This is a genomic window from Flavobacterium sp. IMCC34852, assembly GCF_030643905.1.
Lineage (GTDB): Bacteria > Bacteroidota > Bacteroidia > Flavobacteriales > Flavobacteriaceae > Flavobacterium > Flavobacterium rivulicola.
The window spans coordinates 159,044-183,989 of sequence record NZ_CP121446.1 but is presented as its reverse complement, the minus strand read 5'-3'; the positions used below and the strand labels follow the sequence as shown (position 1 = coordinate 183,989).

Sequence of the window (24,946 nt, the reverse complement as noted above, 5' to 3'; positions counted from 1 at the left end):
ATGTCAAAAAAGAAACTATATTGGTTAGGCGGAATAGTCCTATTGCTGTTAGTAGTGTTAGTTGTTCTAAAGAAAAACGGTGTAATCGGTGCCGATGAAAATATAACCGAAGTTGAAACCGCCAAAGCAGATGAAATTACCATTATCGAAACGGTTTCGGCTACGGGGAAAATCCAACCCGAAATTGAAGTAAAAATCTCCTCGGAAGTTTCGGGAGAAATTATTGACTTGCCGGTTAAAGAAGGCCAAGTAGTAAAAAAAGGACAGCTTTTGGTTAAAATCAATCCCGATTTGTACACTTCTGGATATAACAGAACGATTTCTAATTTGTCGGGAACCAAAGCCGGTTTGAGTCAAGCCGACGCTGCGTTTAAAGAAGCTAAAGCCAGTTACGACAGAAGCAAAACCCTTTTTGACAAAGGTATTATTTCCAAATCGGAATGGGACAAAGCCGTGGCTACTTTTGAAAGTGCCAAAGCCAGTAAAGAATCGGCTTACTACAATGTACAAAGCGCGAATGCTACCGTAAAAGAAGCCAAAGACAACTTGGGCCGAACCACTATTTATTCACCGGCAGACGGAACGATTTCTTCGCTTGGGGTTGAATTGGGTGAAAGAGTTTTGGGAACCCAACAAATGACCGGAACAGAAATCCTTCGCGTAGCCAATTTGGATAACATGGAAGTAGAAGTCGATGTAAATGAAAATGACATCGTAAAAATCAGCATAGGCGACAGTACTAATATTAGTGTTGATGCCTATTTGAAGAAAGAATTTAAAGGCATTGTTACGAGTATTTCTAACTCGGCTAGCACTTCTACTACCGCAGACCAAGTGACCAATTTTAAAGTAAAAGTCAGAATTCTAAAAGAATCTTATCAAGATTTATTAGAAGGAAAACCGGCTAGTTTTTCTCCGTTCAGACCCGGAATGACCGCTACCGTTGATATTATTACCACCCGAAAAGAAAAAGTAATTGGTGTGCCCATTAGTGCTGTTTTGGTAAAATCGGATACGACTGCTACCAAAAGTTATGAAGTGAAAGACGAAAGCGAAGAGAAAAAAGTGACTGCCAAAAGCGATAAAAAATTTGAATGTGTTTTCGTGAAAGAAGGCAACAAAGCCAAAATCAGAGTCATCAAAACCGGTATTCAAGACGACACCAATATTGAAGTGGTTTCGGGCTTGAAGAAAGGCGATGTGGTAATTGTCGGACCTTATACTACAGTAACCAAAGACCTAAATTCGGGTGACAAAGTGAAGCTCAAAAACGCTACCGATAAAAAGAAAGAAGAATAAATTTTGGCTTACATATTAAATATTGAAACGGCTACCAAGAATTGCTCGGTTTCTTTAGCCAAAGACGGGCAAACCGTTTTGTGCAAAGAAATCGCGGATCAAGGGTATTCTCATGCTGAAAAGTTGCATGTTTTTATTGAAGATATTTTAAAGGAAAGTCAGATTGATTTCCGCAAATTAAAAGCCATAGCGGTGAGCAAAGGACCGGGTTCTTATACCGGCTTACGCATAGGTGTTTCTACGGCCAAAGGCTTGTGTTATGCGCTCGGAATTCCGTTGATTGCGGTAGATACTTTAGCCGTTTTGGCCCAAAAAGTAACCCAAAATGATGGTTTGATTGTGCCTATGCTTGATGCTCGAAGAATGGAGGTTTACAGCGCCGTCTTTAATGCCAATCACCAAAAAATCATGGAAGTACAAGCCGAAGTTTTAACCAACGACAGCTATGCTGAAATGACTGAAACCATTTATTTTGTGGGTGATTGCCAAGAGAAATGCCAAACGGTTTTGACCAAAGAGAACTTTGTGTTTTTACCCGAAATTGTATTTCCTTCTGCCAACGAAATGAGTCCGATAAGCTTTGAAAAATTTACCCGGAATGCCTTTGAAGATGTAGCTTATTTTGAGCCTTTTTACTTGAAGGATTTTATGCTGACTAAGAAAAATTAGGCCTTCGAAGATTCTCTCACATAAGGTTGCGTCACTATTCCTGCCGCATCAAAAGCTTCTTTACAATTTTCTAAAACATCTGAAGCCATGGCACCAAAATCGGCATTCTTTGCCCAAGGATTGATGGCTAAAATGATGGCGGAATCAGTCAAACTTTTAACGGCCACGGTAGGTGCCGGATTCTTCAATACTTTCGGATGGTTTTGCATCACTTGCATCACGATGTCTTTAGCAGTTTTGATATTGGTATCATACGAAAGCGAAAAAACCAAATCCGCTCTGCGATTGCCTTGCATCGAATAATTAATGATTACACCATTTGATAAAATCCCGTTGGGCACAAAAATCGTTTGGTTGTTTCCCGTAATTAATTTAGTGACAAAAATTTGAATTTCGAGTACGGTTCCAATAACACCTTGCGCTTCGATGGTATCGCCCACGCGAAAAGGTTTGAACAAAATAATCAGCATGCCGCCGGCAAAATTGGAGAGTGAACCTTGTAAAGACAAACCAATCGCCAAACCGGCCGCACCCAAAATTGCTACAAACGAAGAAGTTTCAATTCCCAATTTGGAAATAAAACTCACAAAGAGTAGCAACCGCAAAGCCCAAAGCAAACTATCGGCCAGGAACTTTGACAGCGTTGGGTCGAGCTCTCTTTTGATCATAATTTTTCTTACCAGGCGATTGATAATGCGAATGGCATACAAACCAACAAATAGAATGATTAGTGCCGAAATAAGTTTCGGAGAATAATCAATTAATAAAGAGGTAAATTGTTCTACGTATTCGGCAAAAGAGCGAATCGAAAGCGAGCTGTTCATAGTCATAGTGTAAAAAAAATCCCGTCCCGAAGTCTCGGGAAAGGATATTATTGGGTGCAAAAATAATAATTTTTAAAATTAATCGGCGTCTTCTTCTATGCGATTTACCGTTTCTTTAACGGTATCTTCTGCTTCTGAAGAGGCATCACCTGTAAAAGAGCTTATTTTTTCTTTTACGGTTTCAGTAGCATTATCAGTGAATTCACTTATTTTTTCTTTAGCACTTTCTACTACATTTTCAATAGTTTCTGTGGCTTGCGGTACATATTCGCTTATTTTTTCTTTGGCGGTTTCTACTAATTCTTCTACTTTATCTACTACCGGTTCGGCCATATCTTTTACTTTTTCAATGGCATCATCCGCAAAATTTTGTGTTTGCTCTCCGGTCTGTGTTTTGGCACCGCCAAATAATTTTTTAAAAAAATCTCCAAATCCCATATCAGTTGTTTTTATTGGTTAATAATAACAATATTACGATTTTTTCTAAGAATTTAGTGTTATTTCTTTGATAATTTCTTGTAAATCAGTGGTTGGCAAATCGCAACTTTTGTTTTGACACAAATACAATAAGCTTTGATTTTTTACAAAACGATGCTCTAAAAAAGGAAGTTTAGAATCAGCAACAGTTCCTGCTGTAACAATATTCGGCAAATATTGTTGGTTGATTTGGGCTAAATAATCAAAAGCTTTTTCACCACAAATGGCCAATTCTTTATTTTGTTCCGAATAATTTAAGAGCAGGTTCAACCAGTTCGAAAAGGCCGAAGGATAATCAATGGTTGGGATGATATTTTGCACCATTTTTTCCGCTATCGATTCGTAATAACTGTGATTGAAATAAATACTTAATCGAAATAAATTACTTCCCATTACAGAGTTTGCGGCAGGAATCACATTGTCTTCCACTTCAAAATACGCGGTGATTAGCGCTTCGTCTGTTTTGGATGTAAACGAAAAGAATTCGGCGTTGGAGTCATAGAAATTATCAAAGCTATAATCTGTTAACTGTTTGGCATTTTGCAACCAATGTTCGTCTAAAGTTGCTTCGTATAAAGTTATAAACCCTTGAATCACATGAGCATAATCTTCTAAATAAGCATTGATGGTAGCTTTTCCATTTTTATAAGTTCGGAATAAATGGCCTTCTGAACTCCAGAGATTCTTGGTGATGAAATGGGCATTTTGTAAAGCAATGTCTAAATATTTTGGGTCGCCCAATGCTTTGTATGCTTCGACAAAACCTTTGCCCATAATGGCGTTCCAAGAAGTCAGGCATTTGTCGTCCAGTCTTGGTTTGCTGCGTTTTTCTCTTTCCGTATAAAGTTTTTGTTCCCAATTTTTTTTCTTTTGTGCCAATGTTTCTAAAGGCATATTTTGCTTTTCGGCGATTTGTGCCAATGTTTGATTTTGAATCAAAACATAATTGCCATGTTCCCAATGCCCGAATTCATTGATATTGAAAACTTCCGAAAACAAGTCGAAATCTGCTCCGAGTAATTCTTGTAATTCTTCTTTGTTCCAAACATAAAACGCGCCTTCTTCCAAATGATTTTCGGCATTTAAACTGTCGGCATCGAGTGCGGAATAGAAACTTCCTTCAGTCGTCAGCCATTCTTTTTCGACGAAGGTCAAAGTCTTTTCGATGACTTCTTTATAGAGTGGATTTTGGGTTAGTTTATAAGCATTGGCATAAAGCGAAACCAATTGGCCATTGTCGTACAACATTTTTTCAAAATGCGGCACATGCCATTTCATGTCAACGGAATAGCGTGAAAATCCACCATCAACGGTGTCGAATAAACCGCCATAAGCCATTTTGGTTAAGGTTAGGTTGACAAAATCCAGTAAGTTTTGGTTTTGGGTTTGATAGGCGTAACGCAACAGGAATTCGTAATTGGTGGGCATCATGAATTTGGGCGCACGAGCCATACCGCCGAAGTCCCAATCGAAACTTTTTTGCCATTTTTGGAGTAAGGTTTTAAGGATGTCAAAATTAAAATCGGAAGGTGATTCGGTTTTCGGAATGACGCTTATGGATTGCAGTCCTTCATGGAGTTGTTGCGCATAATCGTATATGGTTTCCGGATTTTGGGTGTAAATTTCCTGAAGTTTTTCGAGCGAATTGATCCAATCATTTTTTCTGAAATAAGTTCCGCCCCAAATAGGTCTGCCATCGGGTAAGGCCACCACGTTCATAGGCCAACCACCGCGACCGGTCATGACTTGTACAGCTTTCATATAGACAGCATCGATATCCGGACGTTCTTCTCGGTCGATTTTGATATTGATAAAATGTGCATTCATCACCTTGGCCACGTCTTCGTCTTCAAAACTTTCGTGTTCCATGACGTGGCACCAATGACAAGCGGAATAGCCAATGCTGATTAGGATGAGTTTATTTTCTTTTTGGGCTTGAGCCAAAGCGGTTTCGTTCCAGGCTTTCCAATGCACGGGATTGTTGGCGTGTTGTAAAAGATATGGACTGGTTTCCAGATGTAGTTCGTTCATAGCAGTTATTTTAGCCCGGATTGGAACGGCATCCTTTTGCGCAGCAAAAGATACAGAAGAAAGCCGGATTAGCTTCAAAAATTAATAAAAAAAGCGCCCAATTTGGACGCTTAAAGTTAGTTTTTTATTTTGAATAAATACTTATCCGTTAAGTGCTTCGACCACAATGTCTTTGTCGTTGAGCATGTCTTTGAGCATGTTTTCGATTCCGTTTTTAAGGGTGAAAGTCGAGGAAGGGCAACCGTTGCACGAACCTTGGAGTACTACTTTTACGCGTTTGTCAGTTTCGTCATAGGAATCAAAAAGAATGTTTCCGCCATCGGCAGCTACAGCCGGTTTTACGTATTCTTCTAAAATATTGATGATTTGTTGGGAAGTCACATCGAGGTGGTCGAAGTTTTTGATTTGTTGTTTTTCTTGTTTGGTGTCATTAACGGCTACTGTTTCGTCGATAACCGTTCCGCCGTTTTCAATGAATTGTTTGATGAAAGTGCGCAATTCTAAGGTGATTTCGTCCCAAGAAGTACTGTCGTATTTGGTTACCGAGATGTAATTTTCGGTAATAAAAATTTCTTTGACATAATGAAATTTGAACAATTCCTGTGCTAGTGGAGAAGCTTGAGCTTCATCGATATTTTTGAATTCGAAGGTCGATTTGGTTAGGCCTTTATTGACCACAAATTTCAGCGAAGCCGGATTGGGCGTGGTTTCGCCGTAGACTGTGATGGCCTGTTTTTTGGTTTTATTTTCGTTGGGCAACACGATAACACCACCTTTGTTGACGAAATCTTCAATTTGTTCGGCTACGGCATCTTGAACATCTGACCAATCGACGATGCTGAATCTTTCGATGGCGATAAAATTTCCGGAGATGTAAACGGTTTTTACAAAAGGTAGGTAAAAAAGTTGTTGGGCCAATGGAGAATTTTTGGCTTCGTCTATGTTTTTAAATTCGAAGTTTTCATTTTGAGTAATAAAATCAGGGAATTCAAATTTAATTATTGTTGGGTTTTGAGTTTCTTTTATGGCGATTTTCATTGAAATAGTGTATTTTTCTGCAAATTTAACAAAGTTATTTTCTGTGAATACTTATATTTGGAGATTTAAACAATAAATTAACATTAAGTGTTGTTCTTCATGGAGGAGAATGCTTTTAAATTTCGTCTACATGAAACGAATTTTATTATTTATTCCGATTTTCTTATTGACATTCAAATCGTTATCTCAACCGATAACAGTCGACAATTCTACCTATACAGTTCCGCAATTGGTTCAGGATGTTTTATTTGCTTCCGGATCTGTTGGTTCTTCTTGTGTAGGAACAATCAGTAATATTACTTGGAGTACCGGAAGTGGTGCCAGTAATGGAACTAGTTTTGGGTCTTCAAACGGGATAGGTTATTTTCAGAATACCAATCCTAATTTTCCTTTGACTTCGGGAGTTATTTTGAGTACCGGTAATGCCATGAGTGCACCGGGACCGAACACCACAACATTGAGTGACGGTTCAAATGCTTGGCCAGGAGATACTACTTTGTTTAATTACATCACCGGTTTGGGGATAGATCCCGGATTGACAGATTATAATAACGCAACGGTTTTAGAGTTTGATTTTACACCGTTGACCAATCAGATGAGTTTTGATTTCCTCTTTGCTTCTGAGGAATATGGGACGTTTCAATGTGCCTATTCAGATTCATTTGCCTTCTTTTTGACCAATGTTACAGCAGGAACGGCCACTACAAATTTGGCATTAGTACCCAGTACCACGACACCTATTTCTGTAGTAACCATCCGCGATGATGCGCACAATGGAAATTGTGCTTCTGCCAATCCAAGTTATTTCGCAACTTTTAACGGTGGTGCTAATGCAGCCAATTCTGCAACTAATTTTAATGGTGAAACGGTACTTATGACAGCTACTTCTGTGGTTATTCCTAATAATGTTTATCACATAAAATTAGTGATTGCCGATAGAAATGACAATTCATACGATTCAGCGGTTTTTCTTGGTGGCGGTAGTTTTGATATTGGTTCAGCCAGTTTGGCCGGAATAGATGAGTTTGACGGGATTGATGATTTTACAGGTCCAAATGCTATTTGTGGTTCGGAAACATTAACGATTCAAGCAGGAGCCACTTCCATAGTTGGAGCTACTTATGCTTGGACATTTGGAGGGAATCCGATTCCGGGAGCAAATTCTTTTACTTACACTATTACCCAAGAGGGAGATTATTGTGTTACAATCACTTATCCTAGTGGTTGTGAACAAACAGATTGTTTGGTTGTAGAATATATTCCTTCTTTGGCAATTGGTACTCCTAATGATTTGACTGTTTGTGTGCCGCCTTTTAATTTAGAGGATAATACGCCGGTAATCGTGAATGGATTGAGTAATACTGTAACATATCACCATTCTCTATTTGATGCCCAGCAATTGGCTTCACCAATAACCAATACGACAAGTTATAATGGATATAACGGTGAAATAATTTATGCCGCTCTTGAAGATGATATGACAGGTTGTATCACAACAACGCAATTTACTCTTTATATCTCACCTGCTTTGTGTGCAGAGCCTAATCCTTTTACGCCGCCTAATTTAACTTTGTGCGAAAGCAGTTTCGGAAGCGGTACGGCAATTTTTGATTTTACACCACAGACACCATTGGTATTAGGTTCAACTTACAATGCGGCCGATTACACGGTGACTTATCATTTGAATCAAACGGATGCAGACAACGATGCAGCAGCAATTAGCCCGATAAATGCTTTTAGTGGAACCAATGGCCAAACAATTTTTGTGAGATTAGAAGAAAATGCAGATCCAACCAGTTTTGGGACTACTAGTTTTCAATTGTTTGTTAATCCATTACCAACAGCAACCATATCAGGTTCTACGGCAATTTGTTATGGTACTTCGACAGGCATTACTTTTAACGGTACGCCAAATACTATTGTGACTTATAATATCGACTCTAATCCTAATCAAACAGTCACTTTAAATGGTTCCGGTACTGCTTCGGTAGTTACGCCTAATCTTACTGCCAGCTCGACTTATACCTTAGTAAGTGTTTTGAATCCTGCAACGAATTGTTCTCAATTGATAACCGGTTCAGCAACTGTAACCATAAATCCTTTACCAACGGTGACCATTTCAGGAACAACTTCGATTTGTTCAGGAACAACTTCGGTTATTTCTTTTAATGGTACACCAAATGCAATTGTTACTTACAATTCGGATTCCAATCCAAGTCAAACCATAACTTTAAATGCAGCAGGTAATGCATCAGTGACCACTCCGATTTTAACGGTTTCTTCGACCTATAATTTGATTAGTGTTCAAAATCCGACAACAAACTGTGCCCAGCCACAGTCCGGATCCGCAGTAGTTACAGTGAATCCATTGCCAACAGCTACGATATCCGGAACAGCTACAGTATGTTCAGGGGATACAGTTACTATTTCATTTAGTGGTACACCAAATGCTGTTGTGACTTACAATGTCAACTCGGGCACAAATCAAACTATTGCCTTGAATGGTAACGGGAATGCTGTCTTTACTTCGGCACCTTTGTCAGCGTCAACAACTTATAATTTAGTTAGTGTTACAAATCCCTCAACTACTTGTTCTCAAACACAAACCGTTTCTGCGGTGATTACTGTAAACACAGCGCCGGTAATCAATACTCCGGCTGATTACGTGGTTTGTGATGATAGTAACAACAATGATGGTTTTAATTGTAATTTCGATTTGAATACTATAATCAACCAAGTGAATGGGGGAAATCCTAATATTGTAGTTACTTTCCATGAAACGTTGACCAATTCACAAACCGGTGCTAATCCATTGGTTAGTCCGTATTGTAATATTGATCCGGGATTGCAAACTATTTATGTAAGAGCTTACAATAACGGTTCGCCGGCATGTTATAGTAATACCACATTTAATTTAATTGTCAACCCACTACCATTAGCCAATCCGGTGATTACGGATTATGAGTTGTGTGATTACGCCAATCCGGGCGATGGTATTGAAGTGTTTACTTTGAATAGTAAAGATGCAGAGATTGCCAATGGTCAGACCAATGTTACCATAGGATATTATTTGACTCAGAGTGATGCTCAGACTCAAACGAGTCCGCTACCGAACTTGTACACTAACATTAGTAATCCGCAAGAGATTTGGATAAACATCAGTAATAATACCACAGGGTGTAGTTCGGTGAGTTCGTTTAATTTGGTGGTAAATCCTTTGCCATCGGCGACTACACCGGATCCTATCTTCCAATGTAGTAACGGAGCCACGACACAGGCTTTGTTTGATTTGACCATAAATGAAGGCGTTGTTACAGCAGGGAATACTTCACTAGTTAGTGTTACGTATTATAACTCTTTGCTTGCGGCCCAAAATGAGTCAAGTCCGATAGTTACCCCAAGTACATATACCGGAACAGATAACGAGATAGTTTATATCAGAGTAGAGGATAATGTTACGGGTTGTTATTCAACCACTACGCAATTATTAAGAGTAACCCAAGGCCCTATTGCCGTTACTCCACAAGCGTTGCATTATTGTGATCCTAATAATGACGGATTTGGCGTGTTTGATTTAGCCTCAGCCACTGCAGAAATAGCCGGAGGCGTTTGGCCACTAACGGGAGTTTCGATAAGTTATTACGAAACCCAGACCGATGCTTTGATAGGCGCAGTACCATCACTTGCGAGTCCTTATGACAATATCAATCCATGGACACAGACGATTTATGTCAGAGTGTTTTATACCTTGACCGGTTGTGCCAATTATGTTGAATTACAATTAATAGTTGACCCAACCCCTGAGGCGACTGAGCCGGATGATTATGCGCTTTGTGATTACACAGGCCAGACTGGTTTTGAGAGTTTTGATTTAACTACAACGATACCACAGGTTTTAGGGTCTATTGATCCTACTACGGTTACGGTTACTTTCCATACGACTTTTGCCAATGCGCAAGACGATGCTAATGCTATTGGCGGTGTGACGAATTACATCAACCAAACGCAGTGGAACCAAACAGTGTATGTTAGAGTAGAATTTAATACCACAGGTTGTTATGACATAGTGGAGTTAGACTTGATAGTGAATCCGCTACCGAATGCTACCCAGCCTAATTATGCTCAATACACTTTGTGTGATTACAATGGCTCGATAGGTTTTGAGACTTTTGATTTGGCTTCTCAAGTAGCTGCTGTTTTATTAGGTCAGACGGGAATGTCGGTAACTTTCTATCCGAGTTTGACAGATGCAGAGAATGATACCAATGCGATCAATGTTTCTCATCCTGATTTACAGTATCCGAACCAAATTATTTATGTACAGACTTTAGGTATTCGTATCACCAATAGCATCACCGGATGTTACAGCATCTCTACGATGGATATCAGAGTAGTTCCATTGCCAACACCAATTCCGCCAACAGCGCCTTTCACGATTTGTGATGAGAATCAAGATGGCTTTTCCGGATTTGATTTGACGAGCTTAACAACGGACATTTTACAAGGTGCACCCTATATTTTGACTTTCCATGAGACCTTAACCGATGCACAACAGGGTAATACCCCAATTGACACGAGTGTTCTTTATAACAATATCAATCCTTTTGTACAAATATTATACGTAAGAGCAGTTGATCCTTTAACGGGATGTTGGAGCGTTATTCCAATAGAACTAAACGTTAACCCAAGTCCAATAGCCCCGGTTGATTTAGATGACATTGTAGTTTGTGATGATGATAACAATACCCAAGATGCCATTACCAGTATTGATTTGACTGTCAATACAGCTAGTATCTTGGCCCAACAACCTTTGGCTGCAAGTAATTATACTGTTGAGTATTACACCTCTCAAACGGCTGCTCAGGATGGAATTGCCCCGATTATGAATGTGACCAATTATACGGCTATGAACAACCAAACTATTTGGGTTAGAGTAGAAGATAATACCACGGGTTGTTTCAATATAGGTTCATTTGATGTTATCATCAATATTCCATTGTTACTAACCACACCTGCACCACTGAGTGTTTGTGATAATGATACCGATCCGAATAATCAATACCACAGTTTTGATTTAACGGTAAAAGATGCTGAGATCACCCAAGGATTATCAGGTTATACAGTAACGTATTACCCATCATTATCAGAAGCCCAAGCCGGAGGAGCAACCACCATAACAGATTTTACGGCTTATACCAATATATTTCCGGCGGTTCAAACCTTAGGCGTTTTGGTAACCAGCGCAGCGGGTTGTCAAAGCATTACGACTTTAGACATTAGAGTATTACCGGTACCAACACCGAACACCGACCCGAATCCTTTAGCACCACTATGTGATGACAACAATCCGGGAGATATGGTTGAAGTTTTTGATGTAACGGTAAATGCGGCTTATATCATTAACGGCGCCACGAATGTTACCTTGACTTACTATACCAATGAGGCAGATGCTCATGCTGCTCAGTTCCCGATAGCCGACCCGACTCAGGCTTTGGTAGGCGATAATGTTTGGATTAGAGTAGAGAACAACCAAGTGGATTATTTGGGTAATAACTGTTATGTATTGGTGGAACAACCCTTAACGGTTAATCCTTTACCTGAAGTCATCCAACCTTTGGCACCATACAGAATGTGTGATGACAATACCGACGGTATTGCACAGTTTGATTTGACCAACCCAATCTTGGCCACCGCCATTTTGGGTGCGAACCAAAGCCCGGCTGATTTTACCATTACGTATTACCTCACGGCAGCAGGAGCCAATCCGTTTACCAATACGGGAGAGACACCACTGGTGTCACCATATACTAATATTACGGCAGATGCTCAAGATATTTACATCAGAGTAGTGAACAATGCTACAGGTTGTGTTAATGCAACGGGAGTACTGACTTTGGCAGTGGAGGAATATGCTACGGCAACAGGAGCGCAAGAGTTTTCACAATGTGATGATTACAACGACCCATATGATGGGGTATTCCAATTGGATTTAACGCAATTCAACACGGCTATTCTCAACGGACAAGACCCGGCTGTTTTCTTGATTAGTTACTACCACAGTCAGGCTGATGCAGAGGCAGGGATTAATGCTATCCCACTGGCGGAAGCACAAGCTTATATTACCCAACCCGATACGGATCAGATTTGGGTTAAGGTAGAGAACAGCAGCAATAGCATTGTACCATTCTGTTATGCACTGACCACTATTGATATAGAGATAGAGCGTTACCCTAATCCGGTTATTGATACCCAGAATGATGTCACTACGATATGTGTTGACTTCACCACGGGAGAAGTGGTAAGACCACTGGTTTTAGAGAGTGGTATTGTCAACGCTTCGGATTATACTTTTGAGTGGTATGAGGATGGCAACTTAATTGTAGGTGCTACGGGTTCAACGTATACGGTAAACACTTCTTCACCAACGGGTGCTACCAGAAACTACCATGTACGAGTGATAAGCAATAGTGATTTATTGTGTGAGACTACCTCGGCAGACTTCCCGGTGATACAATCAGGACAGGCGGTTATAGCGTCAGGGACAGTAGGTTATACGGTAACCAATGCCTTTACGGATAGTCAAATTATTACGGTTACTGTTGAAGGTTGGGGAACGTATGAATACAGTTTGGATGACGGCCCAAGACAATCGAGCAATATCTTTGAAGGGGTTTCTTTAGGTGAGCATGTGATACATGTTTGGGATACCGAAGGAGGAGTAGCGTTTAGTTGTGAAGAGCTGACAATAATGGATGTTCAGGTAATTGATTATCCGCTTTATTTTACACCAAACGGAGACGGTATCCACGATACATGGAATATTGTTGGGTTGGATGGACAACCTAACGCAAAAATTTATATATTTGACCGCTATGGAAAATTACTGAAACAAATTAGTTCAGATGGAGACGGTTGGGACGGAACCTACAACGGAAAACCCTTACCATCAACTGATTACTGGTTTAGTGTGGAATATTTAGAACAAACCGCAGCCAAACAATTTAGAGCCCATTTCTCATTAAAAAGATAGTTTACAATGAATTTTAGAAGATTTTGTTTATTAGCATTACTTTTTTTATCACAAATTTCAATTTCTCAAGAAGGATTACCTGTTTATTCTGATTATTTATCAGACAACTATTACTTACTTCATCCTTCGATGGCAGGAGCTTCCAATTGTGCAAAATTAAGATTGACCGCCAGACAACAATGGTTTGGACAAGAAGATGCACCGGCGTTACAAACATTGAGTTTCAACGGTTCATTAGGAGAAAGATCTGGAGGAGGAATTATTGTTTTTAATGATAAAAACGGGTATCACTCTCAAACCGGGATGAAATTAACCTATGCCCACCATTTAATGTTTTCTCGTGACAGGGTTGACTTAAACCAACTATCATTTGGGATGAGTGCCGGTTTTGTACAGAGTAATTTAGATCAAAGTACTTTTTATACGAATGACCCAACTTATGATCCGTTAATTTTCCCATCAATGCAGAGAGCTTCTTATTTTAACGTTGACATTGGAGCTTCTTATAATTTCCTTGATTTTTATGTTCATGCAACGGTAAAAAATGCTTTGGCCAGTGATAGAAAATTATACTCTGACAGAGAACCTGTTAATCTTAGACGATTTATTTTGAATTCGGGTTATACTTTTGGTGATGAGGAAACTATTCTTTGGGAACCTTCTTTTATGTTCCAATTGGTTACCCAAACTCAAGAGAAAACCATTGATTTAAATATCAAGGCTTACAAAGAATTAGATTTTGGGCGATTATGGGGCGGCATATCTTATAGAAGAAGCCTTGACGGAGCACAATTCGTTGAGGGAAATGCGGTGTCTGATCAAAAAATGCAATATGTGACTCCTATTATTGGAGTTAATTTTAAGAATTATGTATTCTCCTATACTTACTCTCATTTATTGGGTAACGTAAATTTTGATACCGGAGGTTTTCACCAAATTACTTTAGGAATTAATTTATTCTGTAAAGCGGAGAAATACCACTGTAATTGTCCGGCAATTAATTAATTTAAATATACGTCCCGATTTATCGGGACTTTTTTTATGGTCATAAAATCTGTTAAAGGTAAGCATCCACAAATTCCAAAGGATTGTTATGTAGCTGAAAATGCCACCATTGTTGGGGATGTTATTTTGGGTAGTTCTTGTAGTGTTTGGTTCAATGCCGTCATTCGCGGGGATGTTCATTTTATAAAAATTGGCAATAAAGTCAATATTCAGGATGGTGCTATCATTCATTGTACTTATCAAAAACATCCGACGATTATTGGTAATAATGTTTCAATTGGGCACAATGCGATTGTTCATGGTTGTACTATACACGATAATGTATTGATTGGTATGGGTGCTATTGTGATGGACAATTGTGTGGTGGAAAGTAATTCGATAATTGCTGCCGGCGCTGTGGTTACTCAAAATACCGTGGTGGAATCGGGGACGATTTATGCCGGTGTTCCGGCTAAGAAGGTAAAAGATATTAATCAGTCTGACTTTGCCGGAGAGATTGAGCGTATTTCTAACAATTACGTGATGTATTCGAGTTGGTTTAAAGACGAATAAAAGAAGCCTGCCGTTTGATTTTAGCCCCGATTGGCGCGACTACCTTGTAGTGCAGAAAGCGGGAAAATGGTTTAAACGATTCCCGAGTGATTGGCTCCTAGAAATCTTTCCTTATTACTTCGTATTTATTTTGGAGAATATCATCCAAAACTTTTGGATTTGAATTAGAATAGAAAAGAGCTTTCCCTTTTTTAGATTTATCACTTAATCCGACACTTTCTATTAAAACTTTTTTAGTTTGGCGGGCTACTGCTTCCCCTGAATCAATGATTTTAATGTGATTTGGGAGTATTTTTTTGATTTGTGGGATAAGATAAGGGTAATGGCTGCATCCTAAGACGAGATAGTCGATATTGGCTTCAATCATAGGCTCTAAATAAGTATGCAATAGGTGATTCATTTCAGGGGAATTGATTTCCCCATTTTCTATAAGACCAACTAAGCCGTGGCCGATTTGCTCAATGATTTTGGTGTTTTGATATTTTTCGGCAGTTTGGTGGAATAATTCACTGTTTAAAGTACCTTGAGTGGCTAAAATTCCGATGATATGTTTTTCTGAATTGAGAGCTGCGGGTTTGATGGCCGGTTCTATTCCGATAAAGGGAACATCATATTTGGCACGTAATTCTTTGATGGCGTTGGTGGTTGCGGTGTTGCAAGCTACCACAATAATTTTGGCATTTTGGTTGAGAAGAAACTCGGTATTTTTTATGCTTAATTGGATGATTTCTTCTTTTGATTTTTGGCCATAGGGTGCATTTTTACTGTCGGCCAGATAAATAGTGTCTTCGTTTGGTAGTACATCATAGATTTCTTTCCAAATGGATGTGCCACCAATTCCGGAGTCAAAAAGGCCTATGGGGTTGTTGTTAGTCATAATAACAAAAGTAAAAAAAAACTGCTCAATCCCGAAGTCTCAGGTGAGCAGTTTTATAAAAGTATTTTTGATTTTAGAAACCTAAGTCTTTTTTAACATCGGCAGTTAAATCCGGACCGTCAGCTAGTAATAAATCAGCTAAGTTTAAAACGTATTGGTATCCTTTGGCTTTACCTACTTTAGTAATAGAAGCTTTGATTTTATCCATCAAAGGTTTTACCAGATCAGATTCTTTCTTTTGCAACTCTTTTTGAGCGTTATCTCTGTAATCAGTGATTCTTTTTACTAAATCTTGTACTTCCGCTTGACGGGTTTGATTCACAGCATCTCCTACAGTACCGGCTTCTTTTTCGTATTTATCAACTTTGGTTTGATATTCCTGAGCCATAGTTTTGTATTCCGCATCATAAGTGGCGCTCAATTTTTCCAATTGCTTTTGGGCATCTAACATCGCCGGCATTTTAGAAATAATTTCATTTACATCTACATGTGCAGTTTTAGCTTGAGCACTGATGGTTTGGCTTGTTCCTAAAAACAATACAGTAGCTATTAGTAATGATTTCAATCGTTTCATTTTAAAAAGTATTAATTATTTATTTATTATTATTTATTCTTCTTTTTTCGGTTCCCCGGTTTTTTCTTCTTTGGTTTTTTTTGCAGCTTCTCTATCGGCTAATATTTTTTTCTTTTTTTCTTCTAAAGCTTTCTTCTTGTCTTCTACAAGTTTTGCTCTGGCGGCAGCCTTTGCTTCTTTTGAGTTAGGGTCAACCGTTGTTGAATCTGAAGTTTTTTTATTGGTTTCAGGCGCAACTGTTTTATCACTTGTTGTTTTATCGTTAGCAGGAACCGTGCCACTTTTTTTGGCTTCTCGAGCTTCTGCGGCTGCTTTTCTTTTATCGTCTTGTTCTTTTTTCTTGGCCTCGGCAGCTAATTTTCTGTCTTCCATCAACTTATCTCTGGCCGCTTTTTTTTCTTCCAAGGCTTTTTTTCGAGCAGCCAATGCCGGATTTTCGTCTTCAACATCTTCCATGTATTCTTTCTTTTCCTGCTCTTTTAATTCTTTTTTAGAGAGTTGTTCTCTTCTTTCGGCTCTGGTGATACTTCTAACTACTTGGTCACTGATATCGTGTCTTTTGGCAGAAAACAACATGGTTAAATCAGAAGATTTGTCAAAGATAAAATCATACTTTTTTAGCTCGGCGATGTCTTGCACAGCATTGAAAACTTGGTCTTGAATAGGTTTTACCAAAACGGCTTTTTGGGTCATTAAATCACCATTAGGGCCGAATTTTTTTTGTTGAAAATCTAAAAGTTCATCTTCTTGAAACTTGATTTCTTCCTCACGCTCTTCTATTAATTCTTTAGTCAATAGTGCTTTTTCAGTTTTTAAAGCATCTTTTAATTTTGCAATTTCAATTTTTTTAGTTTCAATATCTTGCTTCCATTTTTGAGCTTTTTGCTCTAATTGGTTATTGGCTTCAGTATAATCGGGAACATTTTGCAGAATATATTCCATGTCAATGTAGCCAATTTTCACGCCTCTTGATTGAGCTTTTGCTTCAAAAACAAGGGATAAAAGTAATATTGATATTGCAAAATATTTTTTCATACTATTATGATTTATAAATATGTACCAAATATAATTAAAATTGTTGACCAATTATAAAATGTGTTTCCCATCCATTCTTTTGATTAGAACCCGAATTCGGAATTGCATCGAAACCGTGAGCAAAGTCTATACCTAACAAACCAAAGGCAGGCATGAATATTCTGATTCCGAAACCGGCAGAACGTTGCAATACGAATGGATTGTATTCTTTAAACGTATTGTAAGACGAACCGGCTTCTAAGAAAGTCAAAGCATAAATAGAAGCAGCTGCTTTTAAGGTTAAAGGATATCTTAGCTCTAAAGAGAATTTATTGTAAACGGTTGCACCGTCTGTGTTTGACAAGGATTGGTTAGGATATCCTCTTAACTGAATTACTTCGCGGCCATCTAAGGAGAAGTTGGCCAAACCATCCCCACCCAAGAAGAACCTTTCAAAAGGTACTAAACCGCGGCTATTGTTGTAAGCCCCTAGATAACCAAATTCGCCCAATGCTCTTAAGACCAGTGCTTTTGATTGAGAGCCGGCTAACCTGGTGTACCAATCGGCTTTGAATTTCAATTTGTAATACTCTAACCAATTAAATTTTTCTTGGTCAACTTTTGCTTTGTCTGCGGAAGCTTGAGTATAGTCGGCTCCCACTGTTTGGTATATATTTGAGCCTTCAGAAGTTTCAGCCAAGTAATCACCTACGGCCGGAATTTGTCCGGTAGCGGTTTCTACATAATTGATGCCTGCATTTTCACGGTATCTTAATTTGTAGGCTTTTTGATTTTCTAAATCGCCATAGTCTATGCCATTGAATAATGAATAAGGTAAAGTGAATTTAGCAGACACACTGAATTCAGAACCCGAAGTAGGGTAGATTGGATTTACGCCTTTGTTATTTCTACTCAAACCAAGGGTAAAAGCTAAATTACGTGAGGCACCATCTCCAAAAGTAAACAAACCGGTGTTGTAATTATTCAAATCATAGTATTGAAAACTTATGGAATTTGAAAACACAAAGAAATCATCCGGAACAGTTAATCGTTTGGCATATCCTACAGATAATGAGGTAATATTAAAACTTTTGCTTCGGTCTACATTGGTCGATCTTCCGGAGTATAAAAACTGTTTACTGTGCGACAATGAAGTCGAAAACTGAATTGGTTTTTTCCCACCTAACCAAGGTTCAGAGAACGACAAGCTGTAGGTTTGGAAAAACGAACTGGCTTGCAAACGCAAGGCTACTTTTTGTCCGTCACCCATAGGTAATGGTTTGTAGGCTTCTTTTTTAAACATATTTCTGGCGGAGAAATTGTTAAAAGACAAACCTAAGGTTCCGATGAAACCGCCGCCGCCGTAACCACCTTGTAACTCAATTTGGCTCGAGCCTTTTTCTACTACATTGTACTCAATGTCAACTGTTCCGGCAGCCGGATCTACATTTTTAAATTTGGGATCAATAGCTTCCGGGTCAAAGAACCCTAATTGTCCGATTTCACGAATGGTTCTAACTAAGTCTTCTTTGCTGTATTTTTGCCCGGGTTGGGTTCTTAATTCTCTGTAAATTACGCGGTCGTTGGTTTTGTCGTTTCCTACTACAGTAATGTTGTTGAAATAAGCAATCGGACCTTCCAAAACCCTGATTTCAAAATCGATTGTATCATTGGCTGTTTTAACTTCTACGGCATTAATGTTAGAGAATAAATAACCGCTGTTTTGGTACAAGTTGGTGATGTCATCACCATCAGGTTTTGATTTGTCAGCGATGCGTTTTTCCAATAAAACACCGTTGTAAGTGTCGCCTTTTTTAATACCCAAGATTCTACCCAATAATTGGTCTGAATATACCGAGTTTCCTAAGAATTTAATATTACCAAAATAGTATTTTCTACCTTCTTCTACTTTAATATTGATGGCCAGTTTCGATTTTTTGGCATTTAAAAACACCGAATCTTTGGTTACTCGAGCATCTCGGTATCCTTTTTCTTTGTATTTTTCTACTATGGAAGTTAAATCTTCTTGGTATTTTTCCTTAATGAATTTGGAAGCTTTAAATATTCTGATTGGATTGATTTGCTTGGTATTTTTCATGGCTTTTCTCAGTTTTTTGTCTGAGAATTTTTCATTGCCGTCAAAATTGATTTTTGTAATTTTCAATTTATCACCTTTATCAATATTAACCAACATTTTAACTTGGTTTCCTTCAGTGGTGTCGCGAGTAGTTGTAATGAAGACTTTGGTTTTGTAGTAACCGTCTTTTTTGTATTTGTTTTCGATGTAGTTCTTGGTTGTGGTAATCAAGTTTTCATTAACAATTTTCCCTTTTGTCAATTCATTTTCTTTGATTAAATCTTCCGCTTTTGCTTTTTTTAAGCCTTGAATTTTTACTTCACTCAATTTAGGAAGTTCGGCTATGTCTAAGTCAAGCCAAATGCTGTCACCTTCTGTTTTATTTACATAAAAATCAATGTCGCTGAATAACCCCAGTTTTCCTAATTTTTTGATGGCATTACTGATTTCTTCTCCGGGAACAGTCAATTGCTGCCCTTTTTCCAAACCGGAAAATGTTACTACGGTTTGCTCGTTGTAACTGATTTTCCCATTTACCTTAACATTCGCTAAAATATATTTTTTTCCTTGTTCAAAAGGGATTCTGTCTTGGGCTTGTAATTGAAAAATACTTCCAAAAAATAAGATAATTAGAAATATTTTTGAGGTTTTAATATGCACTGAAATTTTATTTAACTTGTTCACTTGTTTTTCCAAATCTTCGTTCTCTTTTTTGATAGCTGATGATGGCTTCATATAAATCGTCTTCTTTAAAATCGGGCCACAGTACGTCTGTAAAATAAAATTCTGCATAAGCAATTTGCCAAAGCAGAAAGTTACTGATCCTGTGCTCGCCACTGGTCCTAATTACCAAATCTACATCAGGTAGATTGTGCGTGTAAAGATGCTGATTAATAATTGATTCATCAAGACTGTCTATCGAAATTATATTATTTTTAACTTTATCACTGATAATTTTAACAGCATTTAACAATTCCTCCCTCGAGCCGTAGCTTAACGCCAATGTCAGCGTCATTCGGGTGTTATTTTTTGTTTTTTCTATTACGGATAAAAGTTCTTTTTTGGCTGATGAAGGAAGCATGTCAATGTTTCCTATACAGTTTAATCGGATGTTATTTTTTTGTAGGGTTTCTAACTCTTTCTTTAAAGAAGAAATCAAGAGTTTCATTAAAGTATCTACTTCCAATTTAGGGCGGTTCCAATTTTCGGTAGAAAATGCGTAAAGCGTCAAGTTTTCAACGCCTAATTTGGCGCATGTTTCTACTGTTACTCGAACAGATTTGGTCCCGTTTTCATGACCAAATGCTCTCAATAAACCTTTTTGTTTTGCCCAACGACCGTTCCCGTCCATAATGATGGCCAAGTGTTTGGGTAAATTCTCTTTGTTTATTTTGTCTAGTAAATTCATGCTTTATTCTGCGCAATAACATGGTTTTTCGGTGAAGGTGTACGTTAGTGTAAACCCTGTGAAAACATACCAATCTTTGCTGTTTATGTTGCCAAATTGCAATGGCGCTAAATTTTTATTCTTGGGTAAACTTCCATCCAAATTATCAGTAAAAGTGTACCGAGCACCGACTTCAAGTCCCAGCACAAGATGATTTGAAATATTGGTTTTGACGCCAACAATCATCGGAATGGCCAAAGTGCTTTCTGTATAATCTTTTTTGGTTTCTCCATTAACTACATACAACTCGTCGTAAGCAAAATAAGAAAGACCGCTAAAAACATACGGCGTAAATTTTCTTTTTAATAATTCATGCAGGTTGAAATCAAAAAAATTGAATTCCATACCGGCAGTGAACTCTTTAATGTTATTTTTAAATTTATAACCTCTTAAATTCCTGCCCGGAATTTCTGAGTCTAAATCGTTTGCTGTTATAGCCGACTGCATATAGGAAAATCTATATGAATGTCTAGGGCTTTTGTTCCATTTGTATACAATTCCGAAAGCCGGCTCATTTGGTGAGATGTAATTTGTTTTACCTACATCACCAATGAAGTTACTCCCGCCAAGAAAAACGCCAATCTCATTGATTTGCGCCCTCAAATTATTTTGGAAAACCAAACAAAAAAATAATACTAAAATCTTTTTCATTAAATTGAAAATAGCGTGCAAATATAACAATTCTCAGTACTTATATAGCATGAATTTCGGATTTCTGCCAAATAAAATAAAGCACTGATAATTACCAATGTTAGCAAGGTTCTATTCTAAAACGATTTTTTTAGAATTGTAGTATAAATAGGGGTGGATTTTTTCTAGTTTCTCTTGTCTTCTCCCCAAAGTAATTTGGTCCGTAGTGTCTTAAAAAAAGTCTCTTCCGGAATTTCCACCATGTTAATGTTGAAAGGAGTTTTCTTAATTTTGATAATCGAATGGTTATCCATCGAAGTAATTCGAGAGTCAAGCGAAACCAAATATTGTGCTTCTCTTCCCGAAACTTTCAGCGTGATTTCGGTCTCGTCCGGAATGACGAGCGGTCTGGCGTTCAAATTGTGTGGTGCAATGGGCGTAATAACCAAGCCCTTGACATCCGGGGTTAAAATGGGTCCGCCACAACTCAAAGAATAGCCGGTTGACCCTGTTGGTGTAGCAATAATTAATCCGTCAGCCCAATAAGAATTCAAATATTCGCCGTTCAAGGAAGTCTCAATTGTAATCATCGAAGTAGTATCTTTTCGACTCACAGCCACTTCGTTCATGGCAAAATTAATGTCGATTTCAGCATTGTTAGGGAAACAATCAATGGTGAGTAGTGTTCTTTGTGAGATGGTGTATTTTTTTTCTAAAACAATTTGCAAAAAAGATTCAATATTTTCTTTTTGTACTTTGGCCAAAAAACCCAATCTTCCGGCATTAACGCCCAAAATTGGTATCCCCGAATCCCGCACAAAAGTAGCGGCTCTTAAAATGGTTCCGTCACCACCAATACTAATCAAAATATCAAAGCCTTTATCTAAATCCTTGTGCGAAGAAAAAGTATTATATTGTTTTTCGACAATTTTTTCTTCATACAATATCTTCAAAAATCTTTCTTCAATAACCAATTCCACATTGTTTCTGTTGAAAAAAACAAAAATATCTTTGATAATCGGTCGCGTGTCGTTTTGATAATATTGTCCGAAGATGGCAACTTTCATAGGGTTTAGATTTTACTTTGTACCTTGTATTTCTAACTTCGTACTCAAGATTACATGTTTAAATATTTGTCCAAATACTCCGAACGCTCCTTCAGTGTATTCAAATAGTCATCTTCGTGGTGTTCGGAAATGATTTCGTAATTGTAGCGTCTGAACGATTGGATGATTTCATTAATACTGCCCAAAGTAATTTTTACCGTGACTTGTACTTTTTCTGCATTGGCTTCTGAAACAAAAAGGCCTAGAAGCTTACCGTTATTGCTTTCTACAATTTGGGCAATCTGACTCATCGAGTAATCAGAGACCGGTTTTTCAACCACAATAATGCCACCGGTTTCTTTTAAGAAAGGCGTTTCGTTTAAAAACTTGATCACATCGGTAATATCGTAGTAGCCGACATATTTGTTGTTTTCATCCAAAATCGGAACCACATTCGCATTGTTTCGGGCAAAAATCTCCAAAACATCCAACCAAATCATCGTAGTCCTGACAAAAAATCCCTCTAAAGCATAGCGGTAATCGGTGATGTCTTTTTGCATTTCAAAAGTTTCCGCATCAACAGCTGAGATACAACCTAAGTAAACACCATTGTCCAAAACCGGAAAATGAGAATATGTACTTTCGGCAAAAAAATCCTGAATATCGGCTACCGTTTCTCGACTGGAAAAAGGTTTAAAATCGTTGTTAATGTATTCTGAAAGTTCTCTCATGTATTCTTTTCTTTAGCGACTGCAAAATAATCAAATTTTGGGACATGCGTACTTGGTTTTACTTTGTATTTTTGTAATCACCCGAGGACGGTAGTCCGAACTGTATGAAATAAAATTTGTAAACGATATGCTTTATCAAAAATTGCTATGACAAAATTAAGTGTAAACATCAATAAAATAGCCACTTTGCGAAATGCCCGAGGTGGCAATGTCCCCGATTTATTACAAGTAGCCAAAGACATTCAGCATTTCGGTGCGCAAGGTATTACCATTCATCCCCGTCCCGACGAAAGACACATTCGCTACCAAGATGCGCGCGATTTAAGGCCAATTGTCTACACCGAATTCAACATCGAAGGCAATCCGCAACACAATTTTATCGATTTGGTTTTAGAATGTAAACCAGAACAAGTGACTTTGGTGCCTGATGCCATTGGTGCGATTACGTCATCAGCCGGTTGGGATACCATAAAGTTTCAGGATTATTTAACCGATGTCATAGCCGAATTCAAAAGAAACAACATTAGAACATCCATCTTTGTCGATCCAATTTCAGCGATGATTGAAGGCGCCAAAAAAACCGGAACCGACCGAATCGAATTGTACACCGAAGCATTCGCCCACCAATACAGTTTAGGCAACAAAGCCGGAATCGAACCGTATGTAAAAGCCGCCGTTTTGGCGAATGAATTGGATTTAGGGATTAATGCCGGACACGATTTGAGCTTAGACAACATCCAGTTCTTCAAACAAAATATTCCCGGATTATTGGAAGTTTCCATCGGTCACGCCCTAATTTCCGAGGCTTTGTATCTCGGCTTGGATAATGTTGTGAATATGTATTTGCAAAAATTAAAATAGATGTTACACTCCAGAATCGAAGGCGAAGGAAAGCCACTACTCATCATCCACGGATTTCTCGGTATGTCTGATAATTGGAAATCCTTTGGCTCACTCTATGCCGCCGAAGGTTTTCAAGTGCATATGCTTGATTTGCGCAATCACGGCAGAAGTTTTCATTCCGAGGAATTTAGTTATACGATTATGGCCAATGACGTTTTAGAGTATTGTCAGCACCATCAATTAACTAACATAAATGTGATTGGTCATTCCATGGGCGGCAAAGTAGCCATGCTTTTGGCCACAACACATCCGGAATTAGTAGAAAAATTAATCGTAGCCGACATCGGTCCGAAATACTATGCGCCGCACCATCAAGACATTTTAGCCGGATTGAATGCGGTAGATTTTTCGGAGAAACCCGATAGGAATCAGGTAGAAGAAACCTTGTATCCGTTTATTCCTGATTTTGGCACGCGCCAATTCCTAATGAAAAACCTCTATTGGATAGAACCGGGTCAACTGGCTTTTCGATTCAATTTGCCGGTTTTTAATGCCAAAATTGAAACAATCGGTGAAGCTTTGCCTAGTCAAAATCATTTTGACAAACCCACTATGTTCATCCGTGGCGGCAACTCAAAATACATTTTAGACAACGACGTACCCGAAATTCAAAAACATTTTCCTAATTTTAAATTAGTAACCATTCCCAACGTCGGCCATTGGCTGCATGCCGAAAATCCAAAGTTGTTTTTCGAAGAGACTATTAAATTTTTAAAATAAAA

At 38.3% G+C, this 24,946-nt stretch carries 19 protein-coding genes; 7 read left to right on the top strand and 12 right to left on the bottom strand.

The features are described 5' to 3' along the window. Together P7V56_RS00850 and tsaB are read left to right on the top strand one after the other, a co-directional pair. Window positions 1-1,299 carry an efflux RND transporter periplasmic adaptor subunit gene (locus tag P7V56_RS00850; RefSeq protein ID WP_171221556.1) on the top strand — a complete coding sequence of 433 codons (1,299 nt, stop codon included), beginning with the start codon at window positions 1-3 and terminating at the stop codon, window positions 1,297-1,299. 3 nt (window positions 1,300-1,302) lie between these two features. Then, window positions 1,303-1,968, top strand: a complete 666-nt coding sequence (gene tsaB / locus P7V56_RS00845; protein WP_171221557.1) for a tRNA (adenosine(37)-N6)-threonylcarbamoyltransferase complex dimerization subunit type 1 TsaB — start codon at window positions 1,303-1,305, stop codon at window positions 1,966-1,968. Here tsaB and P7V56_RS00840 read toward each other — a convergent pair. The 4 genes from P7V56_RS00840 to P7V56_RS00825 form a co-directional block, all read right to left on the bottom strand. Beyond that, a complete protein-coding gene (locus P7V56_RS00840; RefSeq protein WP_171221558.1) occupies window positions 1,965-2,792 on the bottom strand; it encodes a mechanosensitive ion channel family protein in 828 nt (275 codons plus the stop codon). The two genes, tsaB and P7V56_RS00840, sit on opposite strands and share 4 nt — an antisense overlap. Before the next feature lie 78 nt (window positions 2,793-2,870). Then, entirely contained in the window at window positions 2,871-3,230 is a 360-nt protein-coding gene (locus P7V56_RS00835; protein WP_171221559.1) for a hypothetical protein, read from the bottom strand. A gap of 45 nt (window positions 3,231-3,275) precedes the next feature. Further along, the gene (locus P7V56_RS00830) at window positions 3,276-5,300 is read right to left on the bottom strand and encodes a thioredoxin domain-containing protein (protein ID WP_171221560.1); all 2,025 of its coding nucleotides are present in this window, start codon (window positions 5,298-5,300) and stop codon (window positions 3,276-3,278) included. Between the two features lie 141 nt (window positions 5,301-5,441). Then, on the bottom strand, window positions 5,442-6,338 hold the full coding sequence (locus P7V56_RS00825; RefSeq protein ID WP_171221561.1) for a NifU family protein: 897 nt from the start codon (window positions 6,336-6,338) through the stop codon (window positions 5,442-5,444). Between the two features lie 130 nt (window positions 6,339-6,468). Between P7V56_RS00825 and P7V56_RS00820 the strand changes: the two genes are divergently transcribed. The 3 genes from P7V56_RS00820 to P7V56_RS00810 are packed head-to-tail and all read left to right on the top strand — an operon-like array spanning window position 6,469 to window position 14,925. Further along, a complete protein-coding gene (locus P7V56_RS00820) occupies window positions 6,469-13,368 on the top strand; it encodes an FIDD domain-containing protein (RefSeq protein WP_304986232.1) in 6,900 nt (2,299 codons plus the stop codon). A gap of 6 nt (window positions 13,369-13,374) precedes the next feature. Further along, the gene (locus P7V56_RS00815) at window positions 13,375-14,373 is read left to right on the top strand and encodes a PorP/SprF family type IX secretion system membrane protein (RefSeq protein ID WP_171222009.1); all 999 of its coding nucleotides are present in this window, start codon (window positions 13,375-13,377) and stop codon (window positions 14,371-14,373) included. Window positions 14,374-14,409: 36 nt separating this feature from the next. After that, window positions 14,410-14,925 carry a gamma carbonic anhydrase family protein gene (locus tag P7V56_RS00810; RefSeq protein ID WP_171222010.1) on the top strand — a complete coding sequence of 172 codons (516 nt, stop codon included), beginning with the start codon at window positions 14,410-14,412 and terminating at the stop codon, window positions 14,923-14,925. Window positions 14,926-15,022: 97 nt separating this feature from the next. On the opposite strand, the gene murI is transcribed toward P7V56_RS00810, so the two are convergent. From murI to P7V56_RS00770, 8 genes are all read right to left on the bottom strand, one after another. Further along, the gene (gene murI / locus P7V56_RS00805; RefSeq protein WP_171222011.1) at window positions 15,023-15,802 is read right to left on the bottom strand and encodes a glutamate racemase; all 780 of its coding nucleotides are present in this window, start codon (window positions 15,800-15,802) and stop codon (window positions 15,023-15,025) included. 73 nt (window positions 15,803-15,875) lie between these two features. Next, window positions 15,876-16,376, bottom strand: a complete 501-nt coding sequence (locus tag P7V56_RS00800; protein ID WP_171222012.1) for an OmpH/Skp family outer membrane protein — start codon at window positions 16,374-16,376, stop codon at window positions 15,876-15,878. A 33-nt stretch (window positions 16,377-16,409) separates the two neighbouring features. Next, window positions 16,410-17,411, bottom strand: a complete 1,002-nt coding sequence (locus P7V56_RS00795) for an OmpH/Skp family outer membrane protein (RefSeq protein WP_171222013.1) — start codon at window positions 17,409-17,411, stop codon at window positions 16,410-16,412. Window positions 17,412-17,445: 34 nt separating this feature from the next. Next, the gene (locus tag P7V56_RS00790; RefSeq protein ID WP_171222014.1) at window positions 17,446-20,202 is read right to left on the bottom strand and encodes a BamA/OMP85 family outer membrane protein; all 2,757 of its coding nucleotides are present in this window, start codon (window positions 20,200-20,202) and stop codon (window positions 17,446-17,448) included. Continuing rightward, a complete protein-coding gene (uppS, locus tag P7V56_RS00785) occupies window positions 20,135-20,875 on the bottom strand; it encodes an undecaprenyl pyrophosphate synthase (RefSeq protein ID WP_171222015.1) in 741 nt (246 codons plus the stop codon). The genes P7V56_RS00790 and uppS overlap by 68 nt, the downstream gene beginning before the upstream one ends. A gap of 3 nt (window positions 20,876-20,878) precedes the next feature. After that, window positions 20,879-21,565 (bottom strand): type IX secretion system protein PorG, encoded by a 687-nt coding sequence (gene porG / locus P7V56_RS00780; RefSeq protein WP_171222016.1) that lies wholly within the window; start codon window positions 21,563-21,565, stop codon window positions 20,879-20,881. Window positions 21,566-21,729: 164 nt separating this feature from the next. Continuing rightward, window positions 21,730-22,611: an NAD kinase gene (locus P7V56_RS00775; RefSeq protein WP_171222017.1), complete on the bottom strand. Its 882-nt coding sequence runs from the start codon at window positions 22,609-22,611 to the stop codon at window positions 21,730-21,732. A gap of 50 nt (window positions 22,612-22,661) precedes the next feature. Beyond that, window positions 22,662-23,321, bottom strand: coding sequence for a CBS domain-containing protein (locus tag P7V56_RS00770; protein WP_171222018.1), 660 nt, complete (start codon window positions 23,319-23,321; stop codon window positions 22,662-22,664). A 147-nt stretch (window positions 23,322-23,468) separates the two neighbouring features. Between P7V56_RS00770 and P7V56_RS00765 the strand changes: the two genes are divergently transcribed. Both P7V56_RS00765 and P7V56_RS00760 read left to right on the top strand, forming a co-directional pair. Further along, a complete protein-coding gene (locus tag P7V56_RS00765) occupies window positions 23,469-24,182 on the top strand; it encodes a pyridoxine 5'-phosphate synthase (protein ID WP_171222019.1) in 714 nt (237 codons plus the stop codon). Continuing rightward, entirely contained in the window at window positions 24,183-24,944 is a 762-nt protein-coding gene (locus P7V56_RS00760; protein WP_171222020.1) for an alpha/beta fold hydrolase, read from the top strand. Window positions 24,945-24,946: the final 2 nt, after the last annotated feature.